Annotated in this window: 18 protein-coding genes and 1 pseudogene; 10 read left to right on the forward strand and 9 right to left on the reverse strand. The window is 41.1% G+C overall.

Going from position 1 to position 19,396, the window contains the following annotated elements; translation table 11 throughout:
- Both B4F08_RS04855 and cysD read right to left on the reverse strand, forming a co-directional pair.
- Positions 1–614, reverse strand: a 614-nt coding sequence (locus B4F08_RS04855) for a GTP-binding protein (protein ID WP_291373530.1), incomplete at its 3' end; no start/stop codon positions are given.
- Positions 615–765: 151 nt separating this feature from the next.
- On the reverse strand, positions 766–1,680 hold the full coding sequence (gene cysD, locus B4F08_RS04860; RefSeq protein WP_004694369.1) for a sulfate adenylyltransferase subunit CysD: 915 nt from the start codon (positions 1,678–1,680) through the stop codon (positions 766–768).
- A gap of 317 nt (positions 1,681–1,997) precedes the next feature.
- Between cysD and B4F08_RS04865 the strand changes: the two genes are divergently transcribed.
- Positions 1,998–2,555 carry a hypothetical protein gene (locus tag B4F08_RS04865; protein ID WP_110975114.1) on the forward strand — a complete coding sequence of 186 codons (558 nt, stop codon included), beginning with the start codon at positions 1,998–2,000 and terminating at the stop codon, positions 2,553–2,555.
- A 66-nt stretch (positions 2,556–2,621) separates the two neighbouring features.
- Here B4F08_RS04865 and lysS read toward each other — a convergent pair whose 3' ends face one another.
- Complete coding sequence (gene lysS / locus B4F08_RS04870) at positions 2,622–4,148, reverse strand: lysine--tRNA ligase (protein WP_110975113.1); 1,527 nt, start codon at positions 4,146–4,148, stop codon at positions 2,622–2,624.
- A gap of 275 nt (positions 4,149–4,423) precedes the next feature.
- Between lysS and B4F08_RS04875 the strand changes: the two genes are divergently transcribed.
- On the forward strand, positions 4,424–4,930 hold the full coding sequence (locus B4F08_RS04875; protein WP_086208456.1) for a YqiA/YcfP family alpha/beta fold hydrolase: 507 nt from the start codon (positions 4,424–4,426) through the stop codon (positions 4,928–4,930).
- Between the two features lie 35 nt (positions 4,931–4,965).
- On the opposite strand, the gene B4F08_RS04880 is transcribed toward B4F08_RS04875, so the two are convergent.
- Complete coding sequence (locus B4F08_RS04880; protein WP_110975112.1) at positions 4,966–5,508, reverse strand: adenine phosphoribosyltransferase; 543 nt, start codon at positions 5,506–5,508, stop codon at positions 4,966–4,968.
- Between the two features lie 512 nt (positions 5,509–6,020).
- Between B4F08_RS04880 and rubA the strand changes: the two genes are divergently transcribed.
- The 4 genes from rubA to oxyR all read left to right on the forward strand — a co-directional run bounded on the left by rubA (position 6,021) and on the right by oxyR (position 9,347).
- The gene (gene rubA / locus B4F08_RS04885; protein ID WP_004694381.1) at positions 6,021–6,185 is read left to right on the forward strand and encodes a rubredoxin RubA; all 165 of its coding nucleotides are present in this window, start codon (positions 6,021–6,023) and stop codon (positions 6,183–6,185) included.
- Between the two features lie 68 nt (positions 6,186–6,253).
- On the forward strand, positions 6,254–7,432 hold the full coding sequence (locus B4F08_RS04890; RefSeq protein ID WP_086208458.1) for an NAD(P)/FAD-dependent oxidoreductase: 1,179 nt from the start codon (positions 6,254–6,256) through the stop codon (positions 7,430–7,432).
- Positions 7,433–7,489: 57 nt separating this feature from the next.
- A complete protein-coding gene (estB, locus tag B4F08_RS04895; protein ID WP_086208459.1) occupies positions 7,490–8,428 on the forward strand; it encodes an esterase EstB in 939 nt (312 codons plus the stop codon).
- A 13-nt stretch (positions 8,429–8,441) separates the two neighbouring features.
- Positions 8,442–9,347, forward strand: a complete 906-nt coding sequence (gene oxyR / locus B4F08_RS04900; protein ID WP_151706729.1) for a LysR family transcriptional regulator OxyR — start codon at positions 8,442–8,444, stop codon at positions 9,345–9,347.
- An 88-nt stretch (positions 9,348–9,435) separates the two neighbouring features.
- Here oxyR and ppk1 read toward each other — a convergent pair whose 3' ends face one another.
- Complete coding sequence (gene ppk1 / locus B4F08_RS04905) at positions 9,436–11,520, reverse strand: polyphosphate kinase 1 (RefSeq protein ID WP_291373541.1); 2,085 nt, start codon at positions 11,518–11,520, stop codon at positions 9,436–9,438.
- Between the two features lie 109 nt (positions 11,521–11,629).
- A complete protein-coding gene (mtgA, locus tag B4F08_RS04910) occupies positions 11,630–12,304 on the reverse strand; it encodes a monofunctional biosynthetic peptidoglycan transglycosylase (protein ID WP_086208461.1) in 675 nt (224 codons plus the stop codon).
- A gap of 76 nt (positions 12,305–12,380) precedes the next feature.
- On the opposite strand from mtgA, the gene B4F08_RS04915 reads away from it, so the two are divergent.
- A complete protein-coding gene (locus B4F08_RS04915) occupies positions 12,381–13,196 on the forward strand; it encodes a rhomboid family intramembrane serine protease (RefSeq protein WP_291373543.1) in 816 nt (271 codons plus the stop codon).
- Positions 13,197–13,226: 30 nt separating this feature from the next.
- Here the strand turns inward: B4F08_RS04915 and B4F08_RS04920 are convergent, their stop codons facing one another.
- A complete protein-coding gene (locus tag B4F08_RS04920; protein WP_291373544.1) occupies positions 13,227–15,716 on the reverse strand; it encodes an ABC transporter permease in 2,490 nt (829 codons plus the stop codon).
- A gap of 1 nt (position 15,717) precedes the next feature.
- Positions 15,718–16,446, reverse strand: a complete 729-nt coding sequence (locus B4F08_RS04925; RefSeq protein ID WP_291373545.1) for an ABC transporter ATP-binding protein — start codon at positions 16,444–16,446, stop codon at positions 15,718–15,720.
- A gap of 11 nt (positions 16,447–16,457) precedes the next feature.
- Here B4F08_RS04925 and B4F08_RS04930 point away from each other — a divergent pair, with 11 nt between their 5' ends.
- The gene (locus tag B4F08_RS04930; RefSeq protein WP_291373546.1) at positions 16,458–17,099 is read left to right on the forward strand and encodes an arylesterase; all 642 of its coding nucleotides are present in this window, start codon (positions 16,458–16,460) and stop codon (positions 17,097–17,099) included.
- 30 nt (positions 17,100–17,129) lie between these two features.
- Here B4F08_RS04930 and B4F08_RS04935 read toward each other — a convergent pair whose 3' ends face one another.
- Positions 17,130–17,744: a carbonic anhydrase gene (locus B4F08_RS04935; protein WP_086208466.1), complete on the reverse strand. Its 615-nt coding sequence runs from the start codon at positions 17,742–17,744 to the stop codon at positions 17,130–17,132.
- 311 nt (positions 17,745–18,055) lie between these two features.
- Here B4F08_RS04935 and B4F08_RS04940 point away from each other — a divergent pair, with 311 nt between their 5' ends.
- The gene (locus B4F08_RS04940) at positions 18,056–19,087 is read left to right on the forward strand and encodes an alpha/beta fold hydrolase (protein ID WP_291373548.1); all 1,032 of its coding nucleotides are present in this window, start codon (positions 18,056–18,058) and stop codon (positions 19,085–19,087) included.
- 15 nt (positions 19,088–19,102) lie between these two features.
- Positions 19,103–19,396 (forward strand): annotated as a pseudogene (locus tag B4F08_RS04945) (hypothetical protein); the annotation flags it as partial.

A 19,396-nucleotide genomic window follows, 5' to 3' on the forward strand; every position in this document is an offset into this window, starting at 1 on the left:
GAAATAGGCGTAAAGATAATGTTGTTTGGCTTACGGTCACCGAGTTGTGCAACAAAGTTTGCATACTCTGTCTGAATTTCATTGAAGCGTGCTTCAGAAAATTCCACCAAATCCATTTTGTTAATCGCAACAATAATGTTCTTAATGCCAAGTAAGCTTGCAATATATGTGTGACGACGTGTCTGAGTTTGTACACCATAACGCGCATCAATCAAGATAATCGCAAGATCACAGGTCGACGCACCCGTTGCCATGTTACGCGTATATTGCTCATGTCCTGGTGTGTCAGCAATGATGAACTTACGTTTTTCAGTTGAGAAATAACGATAAGCTACATCAATGGTAATACCCTGTTCACGCTCAGCTTGTAGACCATCTACAAGCAGTGCCAAGTCAGGAGCATCACCTGTCGTACCGACTTTTTTAGAGTCGCGAGTCACCGCTTGCAATTGATCTTCATAAATCAATTTTGAATCGTAAAGCAAACGACCAATTAAAGTTGACTTACCATCATCGACATTACCGCAAGTCAAAAAACGCAATAGGTCTTTATTTTCATGTTGTTTTAGATAGCCCAAGATATCTTGGCTAATCAGTTCTGATTGATGAGACATTGCTCAAAACTCCACATATTCTTTAGAAATCGGTTTTTAATCTCTTTAATCCCTCTAAATCTCCCTTTGTTAAGGGAGACTTTCCCCGTTACAAAAGAAGGACTTTTCTCCTCTCTTAGAAAAAGAGAGGTTGGGAGAGATTTATCAACAGTTAGAAATAACCTTCTTGCTTTTTCTTTTCCATCGAGCCTGCTTCATCATGGTCAATCATACGACCTTGACGTTCAGAGCTGGTTGCAAGCAACATTTCTTGGATAATTTCAGGTAGGGTATTTGCCGTTGACTCAACTGCACCCGTAAGTGGGTAACAACCAAGTGTACGGAAACGTACCGATTTCATTTGTGGAACTTCGCCTTCTTTTAAAGGCATACGTTCATCATCAACCATAATCAGTGTGCCACTACGCTCAACCACAGGACGTTCTGCAGCTAAATAAAGTGGAACCAATGGAATACTTTCCAAGTAGATATATTGCCAAATATCAAGCTCAGTCCAGTTTGATAATGGGAACACACGAATACTTTCACCTTTGTTCACTTTACCGTTGTAAAGATTCCAAAGTTCAGGACGCTGGTTTTTCGGATCCCAACGGTGTTTCGAGTCACGGAATGAATAGACACGTTCTTTAGCACGTGATTTTTCTTCGTCACGACGCGCACCACCAAAAGCTGCATCAAAACCGTATTTATCAAGTGCTTGTTTTAAGCCTTGAGTTTTCATGATGTCGGTATATTTTGAGCTACCATGGTCAAATGGGTTAATGCCCGCATCTTTCCCTTCTTTGTTTTGATGTACGATCAAATCAAAGCCATGCGTTTTTGCCATGTTGTCGCGGAAAGCAATCATGTCTTTAAATTTCCAGCCTGTATCTACATGTAGAAGCGGAAATGGAAGTTTGGCAGGATAGAACGCTTTTAACGCCAAATGCAGCATCACTGCTGAATCCTTACCAATAGAATAGAGCATGACTGGGTTTTCAAACTCAGCAGCTACTTCGCGGATAATATGAATACTCTCAGCTTCAAGCTGTTTAAGATGAGTAAGTCTTTCCTCATTTAATGACATTGACAGCACCAACTCACAAAAATCGTGTACTTATTACACATTCAAAAATATATATTCATTATAAAGATTTAGTTATGCACGCTATTGCTTGTTTTATTATATTTATATGCAAAAAGCTCATATAAAACAAAATTGATAAGCCCTATTAGTTTTATTCAACAACTCCAACGTTCAAAATAAATGCAGATATTACATTAACTTCCCCTGTCATATTCAGTGTTTTAAGTACTTTTGTGATTGATATTTCATCTAAGCACTAGCTATGCCACCTGCACTAAAAACTCTACAGTAAATTTTTCATCTACTTATTTTATTCTATGTCTAGACCAAACCTCACAATAGCAGCGATAAAAAGTAAATTAGACGCAGCTCAACTGGCTGGGTTCATATATCAACATAATAACCACATGCTGATACTACAAGAAGCACTCAATGAAGCAGGCTCGATCTTTCCCAGCTTTGTACAACATGAACATAGTACAGACCAAATTGGCATGCAATTTGGTCTACGACTTTCGCAGTATGACTGCAAAATTTTGAAGCTTGAATTTTTGATCGGTATTACACATAGCAACCAAGACCGCAGTTATGAAATCGGTATTGGGCATTTAAAAGGAGATGAACAAGCATTTAATCTTAATTACGCTTTCTATAATTATCCCAAAACTTTTTTCATGTTGAGTTGCCCACTCTATGCCACATCCGCCCAACTCCTGTATGAAATTGAACAGCAAATCTTCAATCAGCCTAAACTCGATTTTTTAAATACTGCGATCAAAACCAATCCACTAGGTGAACAAGTCATCTGGATGAAAGATTTTATCTTTCAGCAAGCATTAGACATGAAAGTTCGGATTCAAAAGGCTTTACACTGAATGCTGAAACCATCAAAAAACCCGCATTTCATTGAGAATGAGTGCGGGTTTTGTGGCTCAGTAAACTTAGTTTTTATGACGCATGTGTGGGAACAAAATCACATCACGAATACTCGCTGCATTAGCAAATAGCATCACCAAACGGTCAATACCAATACCCTCACCTGCTGTTGGAGGTAAGCCGTACTCAAGCGCCTCAACAAAGTCTGCATCATAGTGCATTGCTTCATCATCACCCGCGTCTTTTTCTGAAACCTGTGCTTGGAAACGTTCAGCTTGGTCAATCGGATCATTCAACTCTGAGAAACCATTGGCAAGTTCACGACCACCAATAAAGAACTCAAAACGGTCCGTAATGTGTGGGTTGTGATCATTACGACGTGCCAATGGCGAAGTTTCAGCAGGATATTCTGTAATGAAAGTCGGCTGGCGTAACTGAGTTTCAACAGTTTCTTCAAATACGATAGTTTGCAGTTTGCCCAAACCAAAACCTGGTTTCACCTGCTCTTTCAGTTCTTCCTGCACAAATTTTGCTAAGAATTCACGGTCATTGACATTATCAGGCGTGAACTGTGGGTTGTGCGCAAGAATGGCATCAAACATCGAAATTTTATTAAATGGACCTTTGAAGCTATAGACTTCTTCACCATAAGGCACATCGGTTGAACCCAAAATGTCAAGCGCTAAGCGTTCAAGCATATTTTCAGTCAGTTCCATCAAGTCCTTATAATCTGCATAAGCTTGATAGAATTCAATCATAGTGAATTCTGGGTTATGACGTGTCGAGACACCTTCGTTACGGAAGTTACGGTTAATTTCAAACACACGCTCAAAACCACCGACCACCAAACGTTTTAAGTAAAGCTCAGGTGCAATACGTAAGAAAAGTGGCATATCCAAAGCATTGTGATGTGTTTCAAATGGACGCGCTGACGCTCCACCCGGAATCACATGCATCATCGGTGTTTCTACTTCCATGAAGCGCTGTTCAGTTAAGAACGCACGAATGCCTGAAACCACTTTGGCACGGATTTCAAAAGTCTTACGTGTTTCTTCGTTCACAATCAGGTCAAGATAACGCTTACGATATTTGACTTCAGTGTCGTTTAGACCATGGAATTTATCTGGAAGTGGACGAAGTGACTTGGTTAAAAGCTCAAAATGTTCGATATGTACATAAAGGTCACCTTTACCTGAACGACCGATATAACCTTTCACCGCGATAATATCACCAAGATCTAGGCTCTTAATGGTTTCTAAGGTTTCAGGTGCTAATTCTTTACGCGCCACGTATAACTGGATACGACCCGTCATATCTTGGATCACGATGAATGAACCGCGGTTCAACATCACACGACCCGCTACAGACACATAAACATGCTCGGCTGCTTCAATCTCTTCTTTGCTTTTGTCTGCAAATTGATCTTGTAAGTCTTGCGCATAATGTTCACGTTTAAACGTGTTTGGCCATGGGCTAGTGCCCGTTTGTTTGGCTTGATCTTCAATCTGCTTTAACTTGGCATGACGCTGTGCAATTAAATCGTTTTCGGAAATGGCTTGTTCAGAAGTCGATTGAGCGTTTTGTTGCGTCATCTCTGCCTCGTATATGTATTAAAAAACGGAAGTTGCATAGCATAGCAGAATTCTGGACGAATGAGCATCATCTAAAACCAAGCGATATATAAAAAAGTCTTTGTTCTGTTGATTTCAAACCTAAGAACTAACTGTCGATATACTCAGCTTTTTTCTTAGACCAAAAGCTAACTTCCTTTCAATATGAATCACTCTACAATGAATGTTATAAATCGTGGAAAAGTAAACTTTTCGCCACCAATAAAATAATTTAATTTTTGATTGAATGACAATATATGAGCAGATGCGAATCTAAAATTTTGTTTTTGCATGGATTAGACTCTTCCCGTGAGTCCACCAAATTCCATGCGATTGATGCAAAACAAAAGTTTTGTATCGACATTGATTATCGCTATCTGAACTTTTCTACTGTAGCCAGTTTTTATGACGATATTATTGAGAAAATAAAACCTGAAATTATTGTAGGGCATTGCATTGGGGCATATTGGGCGTTGAAAATGTCACTGACACATCAAATTCCATGTGTAATTGCCAATCCTCGTTTAGCACCAGATTTCCGTGATGATTATCCAAGTATTAATGATACTGACCTAGACCACAACGTTCCCCAAGTCGCCTACTTGGAGCTCGGCGATGAGCTTATTGATATGTATGCAGCACAGGAAATATTAGAAAATTATATGCTGATACAAGCCGTTGAAGGTGGACACCACCGATTACTGAAACCTGAAAATATCAATCAATTGATTGAACATCTAGAACAACAATATTTGTATAAATAAAAAGCCTTGGATCATCCAAGGCTTTTTTAACGCAATTATGCTGCTACAGATTCTGGCTTAGATTTGTCATCTAGTACAGACCAAATTTCTAAACCTAAGTCAGTATGCAAATCTGGTAAATCCAGAAAAATACTTGCACCCAATACTTCATGATGGCATTTTTTCACCAACTGCTTCACTGCTTTTAATGTCCCGCCTGTTGCTAGAACATCATCTACAATTATCACTTTTTGTGATGCTATATTCGCTGCCATTTCTAAGCGATCTAAACCATACTCCAAACTGTAGCCAACGCCTACAACTGGTGGCGGCAGTTTACCCGCCTTGCGTACTAACAACAAACCTTTGCCCAACCGTTGTGCAAGCAAGCTTGCAAGTACAAAACCACGCGCTTCTACAGCAACAAAACTGTCTACCTCAGCCAACTTCTCCGCAGGAATACTTGCAATCAGCGCATCTGTAAGTGGCTCAAGATTACTCATGAATAATGGCGTTAAATCGAAGAAACAAATACCTGGTTTTGGGAAATCTTGGACCGTACGGATGTGAGACCACAGCGTTGTAGACAAGTTGCTCATAGGAGATCAATGAAATTTGAAAAAGAATAGATGAATTTTACAGCAAATCTTGCAGAAAAACAGCCAAAAACTCCCTATATTCCAATACAGAAACTTAGTAAAGTTTTATAAGTCATTGTTTTTAATTACATCATTTATTTATTAAATATTAGGTATAGATTTATCTAATCATAAAATAGCAATTTAAAGAAAGATATGCAGCCCGACTTTAGTCTAAGGCATGAATTTTACTGAGATAAAAACTTAAGCGAATACCCTCATTTAAGCAATTTTCATGTCTATATTCTGCATACGCTCAAAATACAATCTGGTTTTAAATGATACGTTTTGTCCTTAGCGTCGCTTTTAGCTCAAACATTCAATCATTAAACTCCGATATTTACTTTACATTCGTAATAGAACTGCGTAAAAATTTAGATTACATGAGTATGCTACTAAAGTCAGATCAATAGCATTTTGCTTAATGGATTATTTTGCTGAACCCTTTCTTGTTCAGCGTTTTGGAGAGTCAAATGAAGAAGTATCAATGCATCGTTTGTGGATGGATTTATGACGAAGCAGAAGGTTGGCCGCAAGATGGCATCGTGGCGGGTACCAAATGGGACGATATCCCAGACGATTGGACTTGCCCAGATTGTGGTGTGTCAAAAATTGATTTTGAAATGGTTGAAATCTAATTTCTAATGTTAAAGACCATGCAGCATGGTCTTTTTTTACGTCCTTAAAATAATCTCTGGAGAACCTTATGCATCCCATCGTCATCATTGGCTCAGGTATGGCAGGCTATGCTGTAGCACGTGAATTTCGTAAGCTCAACCCTGAACAAGAACTGCTCATGCTCTGTGCAGATGATGCGACTAACTATGCCAAGCCAACCTTATCCAATGCCTTTGTGGCGAATAAAGCACCTGAACAAATTGCTTTGGGCGATGCTGAGAAAATGGCAGCCCAGCTCAAAATGCAAATTGCTACACACACTTGGGTCAAAGAAATTCATGCAGAACAACAACAGTTGACCTTAATCAAAGATGGTATTGAATCTACACAGCCTTACTCACAATTGGTTTTAGCGGTAGGTGCAAATCCAATTCGCCTTGCTATTGCCGGTGATGGCAGTGAAGATATTCAAGTAGTCAATAACTTAGATGACTACAAAACTTTCAGGGCTGAACTTGAAAAGCGTGCAGATAAGCGTGTCGTGATTTTAGGTGCAGGTCTGATTGGTTGTGAATTTGCCAACGACTTACAACATACAGGTCATCAAACCACAGTAATTGACTTAGCCAATCAACCATTGGGACGTCTCTTACCCGCACATGTTTCCAGTGCATTTAAGGAAAACCTTGAAGCAACGGGTATACATTTTGTCCTTGGCACCACAGTTGAAAAAGTGTCTAAAATTGAAAATGGCGACTATGTTGTAACTTTAGCCAGCGGTCAGTCTTTAGTGGCAGATGTCGTGCTATCTGCTATTGGCTTACAACCGAGCATTTCCCTTGCAAAGGATGCCGATATCCAAACCAGTCGCGGAATCTTAACCAACGCACAACTTGAAACGAATCAACCTCATATTTATGCCGTAGGTGACTGTGCAGAAGTGAACGGGTTGCTACTGCCTTATGTTATGCCGATCATGCAGCAAGCTCGCGCACTTGCAAAAACCTTAAATGGTGAAAAAACTGCCGTACATTACCCTGCTATGCCTGTTGCAGTGAAAACCCCTGCTGCACCATTGACCGTTTTACCTGCACCAATTGGTGTTGACGTAAACTGGGAAACAGAAGAGTTAGACGATGGCATGATTGCCAAAGCCCTAGATAGTCAAGGTACACTTCGTGGATTCGTACTACTGGGTGCGACGGCTGGAAAACAACGTTTAGCATTGACAAAACTGGTTCCAGACTTGATTCCTGCACAGGTTTAAGGTTTAAATAAAAGGACATTTATAACAATAAATGTCCTTTATGTGAGGATGACAACAATGAATAGCGCACTCCAATATAATCTTTCCCCCTATACCTCCTTCATGCGCGAAACCAAAGTCGACTTAGGTAATGGCATTGAACTCCATGTTGAAATCGGTGGTGAAGATCATCATCCCACCATTGTTTTAATTATGGGTTTGGGAGCGCAACTGCTATTTTGGCCTGACTTTTTTTGTAAATCACTGATTGACCAAGGTTTTCGTATTATTCGCTTTGACAACCGTGATATTGGCTTATCTTCAAAAATTAAACATCAAGGGCCACGTTTAAACACACTTAAACTGATGGGACGTTTTGCTTTAGGTTTAGATAACCGTGGTGCACCCTATGACTTATACGACATGGCAGATGATGTTTCTTTGCTTCTAGACCGTTTAGGTTTGGATGAAAGTTATGTGATTGGTGCATCCATGGGCGGTATGATTGGGCAAATTCTTGCAGCACGTCATCCACAAAAAGTAAAAAAATTGGGGCTGATGTTCACCAGCAACAATCAACCTCTACTTCCTCCGCCTTTCCCAAAACAACTCTTTAGTCTCATCGGCAGACCTGAATCAACCGATGAAGAAGGAATTGTCAGCCACTCTTTAAAAGTGTTTAAGATCATAGGCTCACCAGGTTATCACAACCAAATAGAAGCAATTCAGACATCTCGCAAATTATATCGTCGAAGTTATTACCCAGCGGGTGTACTTCAACAGTTTTTAGCAATATTATGTACAGGTTCTTTATTGCAACTGGACAAACAGATCCAACAACCAACCCTTGTAGTGCATGGTTCTCGGGATCGTTTACTTCCGCCTAGCCACGGAAAAGCCGTTGCAAAGGCAATTGTGGGTGCTAAATTTGAATTAATTGATGGAATGGGGCATGATATCCCACCGCACTTCATTCCAAATCTTAGCGAATTATTTGCACAACATTTTAAATCATAATCATTAGGACACTATGGCTGCATTACCATCCTTAAGACAGCTGTCATATCTCGTTACACTGTCAGAAACGCTGCATTTTACTGAAGCTGCACGCCGTTCATTTGTAACCCAATCGACTTTGTCGGGTGGGATTATGGAGCTTGAACGCCTACTCGGTGGCGTACTTGTAGAGCGTGATCGTCAAAATGTGCGCTTAACGCCCCTAGGTGAGCAGGTTGTTGCACGTGCTCGTGTTCTACTCGCAGATGCTCAAGACCTGATGCGTTTAAGCCGAGAAATGAGCGAGCCGCTCACTGGTGATTTACATTTAGGTGTTATTCCAACCATTGCTCCGTTTATTTTGGCGCAATTGTTGGATGAAGTGCATAAGCAACTGCCTAAAATTCAATTACATTTGCACGAAGCACAAAGTGAGAAAATTGTAGAAAAACTCGAACATGGCAATTTAGACATGATCGTTTTGGCTCTACCTTTTGATACACGTGGCCTCAAAGTTGCTGAAGTTGCAAAAGAAAGCCTATTCTTAGTGTGTAATAAAGCGGATGTCCCAAGTAGCCAAGCGAACAATTTAGATGACTTAGATTTATCGCGTTTAATGTTACTGGAAGAAGGTCATTGTCTGCGCGATCATACGCTCAGCGCCTGCCCGATTGGTGAACGTAAAAATGACCATCGCTTAAAAGCAAGCTCTTTACCGACATTGGTTGAAATGGTATCGGCTGATCTTGGTTTTACCTTATTGCCAGAAATTGCAGTACGTACCAATATGATCAAAGCCAATCCAGACTTACTGGTTAAGCAAATTGAAGCCGCACCAAGCCGTACTTTGGCTTTGGTAACACGTAAAAGCACCCCGTTACAAAGCGAATTTGATGTGTTATTACAAATCCTGCAAAAAATTACTCAAGATCTGCACTAACCTTATTTTAGTGCATAAAAAAGGAGTCAAACATGACTCCTTTTTTTTGTGCCTGAATCTTTTGCAGATTCAGGCACAATCCCTAAAATTATTTAATCACATCCAGCAAATAACGCTGTGCATTATGCTCGGTTTCACCCTCCGCAAGCGTCGCACGTATCCATGTTCCGTCACCCTGTAATAACCACGCTTGTTGGTTATCTTGTAAATAAGTTAACAAACCCTGCTGATAAATACGTTTTTTCAAAGCAGGATCTTCTATTGGGAAACATGCCTCAACACGATTAAACAAATTTCGATCCATCCAGTCGGCACTCGACCCATAAATACGCGCATCGCCATTATTACTAAAGTAGAAAACGCGCGTATGTTCTAGGAAACGTCCCACGATTGAACGTACACGAATATTTTCTGAAAGTCCTGGCAAACCCGGACGTAGACAGCAAATAGAACGAATAATGAGATCAATTTGCACACCTGCCTGCGATGCCTCATACAGTTTATTGATCAGTTGCACCTCGGTCAGCGCATTCACTTTCACAATAATTTGTGCTTTCTTGCCTGCTTTGGCATTGGCAATTTCATCATCAATAAAGTTGATCAGTTGAGCATGGAGCGTAAAAGGTGCATGGAGTAGCTTTTTCAGCTTCGCCATTTTCCCCATACCTGTTAACTCTTGGAAAATACGGTGTACATCTTCACACAGCTCTTTATCGGTGGTGAGCAAGCCATAATCGGTGTAAATACGCGCATTACCCGCATGGTAGTTACCCGTTCCCAAATGTACATAACGAACAAGTTTATTATTTTCACGACGTACCACAAGAATCATTTTGGCATGGGTTTTATAGCCCACAATGCCGTAAACAACTACTGCACCCGCTTCTTGTAACACATTCGCCACTTCAATATTTGACTCTTCATCAAAACGCGCACGCAGCTCAATCACTGCGGTAACTTCTTTCCCATTACGTGCCGCTTCTGCTAGGACTTGTACAATTTCAGAGTCTGCACCACTGCGATATAGGGTTTGTTTAATCGCCAACACTTGTGGATCACGAGCCGCCTCACGCAATAAGTTAATCACAGGTGCGAAAGACTCAAACGGATGATGTAGTAAAATGTCCTGTTTCTGCATGGCAGAAAACATACTTTCCGACTTTTTCAATACTTTAGGAATAACTGGAATATGCGCGTCATACCGTAGATGCGGACGTTTAAAATTTGACAATAGACGTGCTAAATTTACAGGTCCTTCAACTTTGTATAACTGCTCTTCATGTAAATCAAATTCATCAAGCAAGTAGTTATAAATATGCGCTGGACAGTTTTGTGTCACTTCTAGACGTACTGCACGACCAAAACGACGTGAGCTCAACTCGCCTTTCAGTGCCTTGGCTAAGTCTTCCACATCTTCATTGAGCGCCAAGTCGGCATTCCGTGTTACACGGAACTGATAACACCCTGTCGCAGTCATACCTGGGAACAAATCAGATACATGCTCATGAATAATCGCTGAAAGCATCACATGGTGTTCTTTTCCACCTGTGAGTTCATCAGGTAAACGCACCACACGTGGCAATGAACGTGGAGCAGGAACAACGGCCAAATCAATCTGACGACCAAATGCATCTTTCCCTTCCAAAGTCACAATAAAGTTGAGGCTTTTATTGACTAAACGCGGGAACGGGTGCGCAGGGTCTAAACTAATCGGAGTTAAAACAGGTGCGACCTGTTCCTGAAAATATTTTTTCACCCATGACGACTGTGCAGGCGTCAATTCCCCACGGCGTAGGAAGCAAATATCTTCTTCACGCAGTTTTGGCAAAATTTCTTCATTCAGAATGCGGTACTGACGTTCTATCGCTGCATGTGCAGTCTGCGAAATTTGGTCAAGTACTTGACGAGGGGTTAAACCATCAGGGCTACGGCTTTCATTGCCTAAACTCAGTTGCTCTAAAACCCCTGCAACACGAATTTCAAAGAACTCATCTAAATTGCGTGAAAAAATCAGTAAAAAATTCATCCGTTCTAAAAGCGGATGTAAAGGGTCTACGGCTTGTTCCAAAACCCGTAAATGGAAATCTAATATTGATAACTCACGGTTAATATAGCGGTCGTTATATGCATATTCAGGTTGTAATATAGGAGATGTGCTTGCTGCCGTATTCATAGCTAACCTTTGATTATTTGAATGCGTTTTATCATGATAAGTATGCTTCAATTTTGTGACAATTTCATAAAAAAAGCCCATTAATTTGGGCTTTTTCACAACAAAGTAATTATGGGATATCGCTATAACGCATGTACTTTCGGATCATGCGCTCGCGGTTTTGTAACTTACGGTCATTTTGATGATCTTGGTAATATTTTGGATTAGGTAAAATGGCCGCTAAAAAGACTGCTTGCTCACGACTTAGACTCCGGGAGCTTTTACCAAAGTAATGTTGGGTTGCCGCTTCAATGCCATAAATATTATCGCCAAACTCTACCGAGTTCAGATATACCTCTAAGATGCGTTCTTTACTCCACATCCGCTCCATCATCCAAGTTGCAACAGCTTCTTGACCTTTACGAATGAATGAACGTTTGTTATATAAAAATAAGTTTTTTGCTAACTGCTGCGAAATAGTTGAACCACCTGCAACTACCTTGCCCGTGTCATTATTACGTTCGAGCGCTGCTTGAATCCCGTCCCAGTCAAAACCATGATGTTGCATAAATTTTCCATCTTCAGCCGCAACAATGGCCTTTTTCATGTATTCACTGATCTCATCATAATCACGCCATTCGTGTTGAATCGGTTTAGACGGCTCAGACCAATAATCAATCCGCATAAACATCGTGGTTTCCACTGGCTTGTAACGCCACCACGCGAGGCTTGCAAAAATCCACAACTGTACCAAAAGCACGAAGCTGATAACGACTAACAAACTACGAACAATAAAAACTTTCATGCCAGTGGCTTACTCCAAAAATCATTTTTATTCATGCTAAGCTTGGGCAATATAGCAAAATTTTAGCAAGAATAGCATGACCGAGCTTACACCTCCTCAAATCAAAACAAAATTCGACGTACATTTATGGTGGATTACCGCCCTCATTATTACCATCAATGTTGGATTGTTTTTTTGGCAAGTCCTACATGGCATGGATGTCAGTAATCCAAGCACGGCTGATGCCATCCGCTGGGGAGCAGACTATGCACCGCTCACCTTCTTGGCTGAACCGATACGCTTATTGAGCAGTATGTTCTTTCATTTTGGTTTGGTTCACCTGATGTTGAACATGTGGGCGCTGTATATTTTTGGTAGTGTGCTGGAGCAAATGTTTGGACGTGTCTATTTTCTTGCACTATATGTCCTTGCTGGTCTCATGGGGAGCTTGCTCAGTGGCTATCTCGCCATTCAAGACAGTTATGAACTGCTCCGTATTGGCGTAGCAAATCCAGAGTTGTTACCACGAGTAGGTGCAGGGGCTTCAGGTGCTGTCATGGGACTGGGTTCAGCACTGACGGTTCTATCCCTACTACCGATGCTCCCACAGCAACGTTTTATTTTAGATAAAAAGACTTTACTGATCGTGATGGGAATCAACTTAGCCATGGGCTTTATGATTTCAGGGATTAATAATGCCGCACATATTGGCGGCATGTTGATGGGTGCTGTTTTGGCGGCACTTTGGTATCTCTCCCAAAAAACTCAACAGCGTTGGATTATGCCACTAAGCCTTGTTTTGGCGGCCTGCGGCTCGTATTGGTTTTACTTGCACTGCCAAAACCTGGTAACCCACATTCAGCCCCTATGGTCTGAAGTATTAATGATGATGCGTCAACAGCTCAATTTCTAAGATTCAACTCTTCACGCATTAAGAGATCAATCACGATTGATTGATCTCTCTCAAACTTTGTAAGGGTGGAATATCACTGAGATAACTCAAGCGATAACGCCCAATCAATGCACAAAGTACAGTCATAAAGAGCGGTAAAATGAGCCAGATTTCCCAGTGTGGCTGAATGGCTAAGCCCATGCGATAACATGCAACCGCACTTATCGCTTCAGCAAACAAACAAGAAACTACACCCGCCATAAAACCAATAAAGCCAATTTCTAAGCTAAGCATAGTTTTAAGTTTTTGCTTGGAACCCCCAAATGAGCGTAACAATGCGACTTCACGTTTACGCTCATCCATAAGTAAGTTCAGGCAAGCAATTAAAACCAAAATGCCCGAAATGCTCACTAAAACTGCAAGGATCGTGACAATCTGTACCAGTACCGTCACGATGCGCTTAATTTCATCTAAAATTAAACTGACATCAATAAAAACGGTATTGGAAAATTGTTGAATGATACTGACCAATTTCGCTTTGTCTGACTCAGGCACATAGAAACTGCCCAAATAACTGCCCGCATTTTCATCCATAGTTTGGGGCGCAAAAATAAAGAAGAAGTTTGGGCTAAAACTTTCCCATTCCACGCTTCTTAAATTTGCCACTTTGGCATGAATCACACCCTCTGGTAAGCTAAAAGTCAGTTGATCCCCCACTTTTATCCCAAGCTCTGTTGCAGTATTGGCTTCTACCGAAACTTGTCCTTTTGCTGTCAGTTTTGATACTCCAGAGACAATTACATTGTCTTTAGGATAACGGTCTGCTTGGGTTAAATTTAACTCGCGACGTAAGGAATTATTTTGCTTGACCAAATCCGTAGCAAAAGGCTGTCCATTTTTGGCAATCAGCCTGCCCCGAATATTTGGATAGAGCGGCGTACTGTCCCAATGGTTTTGTTCAATTTTCGCTTTTAACTCAGGCATGTCAAAAGGCGGTAAACCATATACAAACTGATTCGGCGTTCCTACAGGGATTTGCTGTTGCCAACGTTCTAACAAATCGGTTCGTAGCACGGCTAAAACCGTAATTAAACTGAGTCCTAAAGCCAAAGCTGTAATCTGAAACGCAGTTTGATAAGGCGTGCGGACATAGGCAGAAACCGCATTTTTCAAGCCGCGCAGGAACTTCAAACTCAGCCAGACCACAACGTATAATACTGCACATAGAATAATAATTGCCCCAATCACCATGGCTGTCAGTACCATGTTTTCAGTCAGAACAATACTAAATAATACCAGACTTGCCGTGCCTGCAAGTAACATCCAAAACATAGACGAAACTGATTTTTCTTGACTGCGAATGACACGGATCGGTGGAGTATTTAACAGTTCCCAAAAACTAGGTAAGACAAAACCCAGTAGTACTACGGCACTGGTCAACATGGCAATCGGAATCGGCCCGAGCAGCATATCCCACGCTGAAAACGCAATACTTAAGTGTGGTATCAGTTGTAACATCAACTGTAACAAGCCATAACCTAGCCCGACACCCACGGCACTCCCGACCAGCATGGCAAGCAAGAACACCACACCCAACAAGCTAAGGTAAGCCCAAAGAATTTGTGACTTCGCAGCCCCCATACAACGTAATAGCGCAATGTGATCTTGGTTTTGTTGTACAAAGCGTTGGCTGGTCAAAGCAATCGCAATTCCACACAGTAAAATCGTTAAGATATTCGCCAACTGCAAAAATGTGTCCAAATTTTCAATCGGTTTCATTAAACGGGTATTGCCCTCACTGGCATTGCGTAAGCGTAAGCTATTTTGTGATTCTTCCGCATTAGGACTTTGAGCTGTCGCATTGACCTCTTCAGACGCTATATTTTGCTTCTTAAAATTTGCTTCAAACTGCTGGGTATTTTGTGCTGCACCTGCCATCAGTAAACGATATTCAATGCGACTACCGACTTGTATAGCATTGGTCTTGGCAATATCCGCTTCTGAAATAATCACCGTTGGCGAGAAACCGGAAAAACCTAACTCCTGATTAGAATCATGCTCAATCAAGCCTGTAATCTTAAACACACCATCTGCAATATTGAGTTGATCACCCAATTTGACTTGTAGCAAATCCATAGCACGCCGACTCAACCACACTTCACCCGAGGCAATATGCTTTGCAATTGGCTGAATGCGTAGCTCTCCACGTAGAGGAAAAGCTTGATCAATCGCTTTGACATTGACCATAACAAACTGATCATTGGTATATGCCATCGAACTAAAGACAGTGACTTCGGATTGTTTTAAATCAAGAGCTGTCGCTTGTGCTTTCCATTTCGGATCGAGCTTTTCGCTGTCCGTTAGAACCAAATCCCCTGCTAACATCTCAGCGGCTTGCAACGCTACGGCGTTTTGAATTTGTTCATTACTAAACTTTAGTGCAGTCGTGGCGCTGATCGCGAGAATCAACGCAATAATCAATAAATACACACCACTACTTTTAAAACTTTGCTTCAGTAAGGGTTGAAATAAAGAATTCATTTTATCCTCCCGCTCGAGGATGTTCGATCAACTGTCCATCGAGTAATTCAAAATGCCGTTGGCACTGCTCCGCAAGCGTATGATCATGCGTTACTAAAATCAGGGTCGTACCCAACTCACGGTTCAATTGAAACAATAGTTGCTCAATTTCTCGCGCAGTTTGACTGTCCAAATTTCCTGTTGGTTCATCGGCAAAAATAATTTTTGGTTCAGCAATCAGCGCACGGGCAATCGCAACCCGCTGCTGCTCCCCACCCGAAAGTACCTTCGGTGTTTGGCTGGCCTGTCGCTCTAAGCCAACTTTTTGCAATAAACTCAAAGCACGACGTTCAGCTTCGACAAAGTTAAATGAACGATGAAGCCGTAGCGGGAGCATCACATTTTCAACCGCGGTCAGATGAGGTAGAAGTTGAAAGGACTGAAACACAAAACCAATATGCTTTAGGCGAACTTCTGCGCGCTGCTCTTCATTGAGTTTGGAAATACTTTCACCACAAACACTTAACTCACCACTGCTGGCCTGATCCAAAGTCGCCAATATACCAAGCAGTGTGGACTTTCCTGAACCTGAACGCCCTGTAATGGCCACTTGTTCACCTGCTGTGATACTCAGATTCAAATCTGAAAAAATAGTGAGTTCTTTTTGTGGAAGTTTAATCTTTTGTGTCAGTTGCTGGGCAGAAATAATCACTTGTGGCATGATGTTTACATTACTTTGAACTTGGGTCATAACATCCCTATATGCAAATATTCGTGCAAAATCGCAAATTTAAAAAACGCATAAATTCATACTTGGTTTTGATTGCACTGTGCATGAGCCCCACTTGGGTTTTTGCAAAAACCGTGATGGTTTTAGGAGATAGCATTAGTGCAGGTTATGGCATAGAACCACAGCAAGCATGGGTAAATTTACTGCAAAAACGGTTAGACCAACAGTATCCGAAACAACACAAAGTGGTCAATGCCAGTGTGAGTGGTGAAACCACCAGTGGTGCTTTAGCCCGTTTGCCTAAACTATTGCAAACGCATAAGCCAAATGTGGTGGTGATTGAGCTTGGCGGGAATGATGGACTACGTGGCCAACCCCCTCAAATGATTCAAAAAAATTTAGCGCAATTGATCCAACAGAGTCAAAAAGCCCATGCCACCGTGGTTATTTTGGGGATGAAAATACCGCCAAACTATGGCACTGCCTATAGCAAGGCATTTGAAAATAATTACAAAGTGGTCAGTCAACAATACAAAGTGAAATTACTGCCCTTTTTCTTAGAAGGTGTCGCTGGAAATAAAAGCCTGATGCAAAAAGATTTGGTTCATCCAAATGGTAAAGCGCAGCCTATTTTATTAAATTTAGCTTATCCCTATATAAAAGGCGCTTTATAAAGCGCCTTTTAATCTGACCTTCTTCACTGATCAGAAGTCAAAAAAAACCACTTCACCACTTTCAAGTGAATACTCAGCACCAACCACTTGTAACTTGCCTTTGGCAATCAAACTCTCAAGCACAGCTGAACCATGACGTAACTGATTTACAGAGGCAAATACATTTGAACGCACCGCATGTTTAGACAGTTTGCATAAGTCATGTTTCAATTCTGTTTGCATCAAAGTTTCAACTGAAGGGCGTACACGGTTTACAATCGACATCAGGTTTGCAGAAGGTGGGCTATCTGGGTTCATCAAAGTATCAATCGTGGCTTGAATCGCACCGCAGTGACTATGACCAAGTACCACAACGACCGCACAATCATAACGTTCAGCAGCAAACTCCACGCTGCCAACTTGTGATGGTGCAACTACATTGCCTGCAACACGAATCACAAAAAGATCACCCAAACCTTGGTCAAACACCATTTCAGCAGGCACGCGTGAATCAGAGCAACCCAGTACAATGGCAAATGGATTTTGATCTTCAGCCATTTCTGCCCGTTCATGGTGAGACAGTTGTTTATGGTGGGTTGTCTCACCCGCTACAAAACGTTGGTTACCCTGTTTAAGACGGCTTAAAGCTTCTTGAGCTGTTAGCATTCCTTTTTCCCACCCGATTGTTGTTAAGTCGCAATAGTTTAATCTTAGAGAAATTGATTGTCACTTGCAAAAAACATAGCTGCATATTTTTTTAATTTTTCTTGAATTTGCATTTTAGCTCAGCAGAACAGATACCTAGTTCACACTTTATCTAAATGCGGTATATCCTTTCAAACAAATAATTAATGACATTTGCATAAAAGCGATTAGAATCAAACAGACCCTTAAATAAAAATAAAAACTATTCAAAATCAGAGCATTTTTATCTTATTCGGTCAGTTTTTTCATTCATCTCCGTTTAAGGATGAACCATGATGATGCGCTCACCCCCCCTCTTAAAATACTGTTTAAAAGTCAGCATCCTGACGTGGGCATTGTCTTTTTCTTTCGCCAGTCATGCGGTGGAAAATACCATCATCAAAGACAAACTCAGTTTACAAAGCTATCTTGTTCAAGAGCGTGTTACTGCTGACTTAAAATCCAAAACCCTTAAAGTCGATGATATTGTCTGGGCATATAATGAAGGCGGAGCAGCCGATAAACCAACGATTTTACTAATTCATGGTTTTGCTGGAAATCGGGACAATTGGAATCGTGTAGCACAGTTTCTCACGCCTTATTATCATGTAGTTATCCCCGACCTTCCAACCAACGGCGATACCAAAGTCCCAGATGATTTTGATATTTCTATGCCGAATGTAACTGAGCGCTTACGCCGTTTTGTTGAAGCCATTCATATACAAGATAAGCTGAATGTTGCAGGACATTCCATCGGTGGTTCAATTGCAACGCTATATGCGGCGCAATATCCTTTTGACACGCAAAGTTTATTTTTATTGAACAGTGCAGGGATTTATAAAAACGCTAACACCAACTATGCCAAAGACCCGCAATATTTAAAGCACTTGATTGTGAGTAAACCGGGTGATTTAGATGATGTGATGCAACGTGTCATGCAAACCCCAATCAAAATGCCCTATTATTTAAAACGCGCCCAAGAAAAACAGTTAATTACTCAAGCTGAAAAAAACAGCAAAGTGATTGATCAATTGGTGACCTTAAACCGCATTTATACGACCGACTCTTTTGCCCGAGTGACCCGTAACATTGAAGCGCCCACCCTCATTTTGTGGGGTAAGCAGGACAAAATTATTAATGTCGAAGTGGCGAATGAACTCAAATCCTTATTGAAACGTGCTGAAGCTCCTGTCATCCTTAACAATGTTGGTCATATGCCACTTTTGGAAGCAGAACAGGCCGTTGCAAAGCACTACCTACCTTTTCTTGCAAAAACCCAAAAGTTAAAAAACCCATTGGCTGATAAACTGATTCCACTAAATTAATTTTGTTGAGTACGTATGCAGAAACACCCGATGATTGAGCAGCTCATTGAAGCTCATCTTAATTTTTTAGATCATGAGTTTTCGCAAGCAAGTACCGTACAAAATGAATTCACCCTCTTTTATCACTGGTTTAGAAAACAAACTTTGCAGCAACTGTGGAGCTTTGAAGACATCAATGCGCTTTTGCAAAAACAAATACTAGCCACACCTGCAACCGATCATCTAATCTCACAAATTGCTGAGCACATCAAGTTTGTTTTAATACATCCCATCAATGAATCAACCAAAATTGCCGATGTGATTCCTGTA

It is taken from the genome of Acinetobacter sp. UBA6720, from assembly GCF_002454215.1.
Taxonomy (GTDB): Bacteria; Pseudomonadota; Gammaproteobacteria; order Pseudomonadales; family Moraxellaceae; genus Acinetobacter.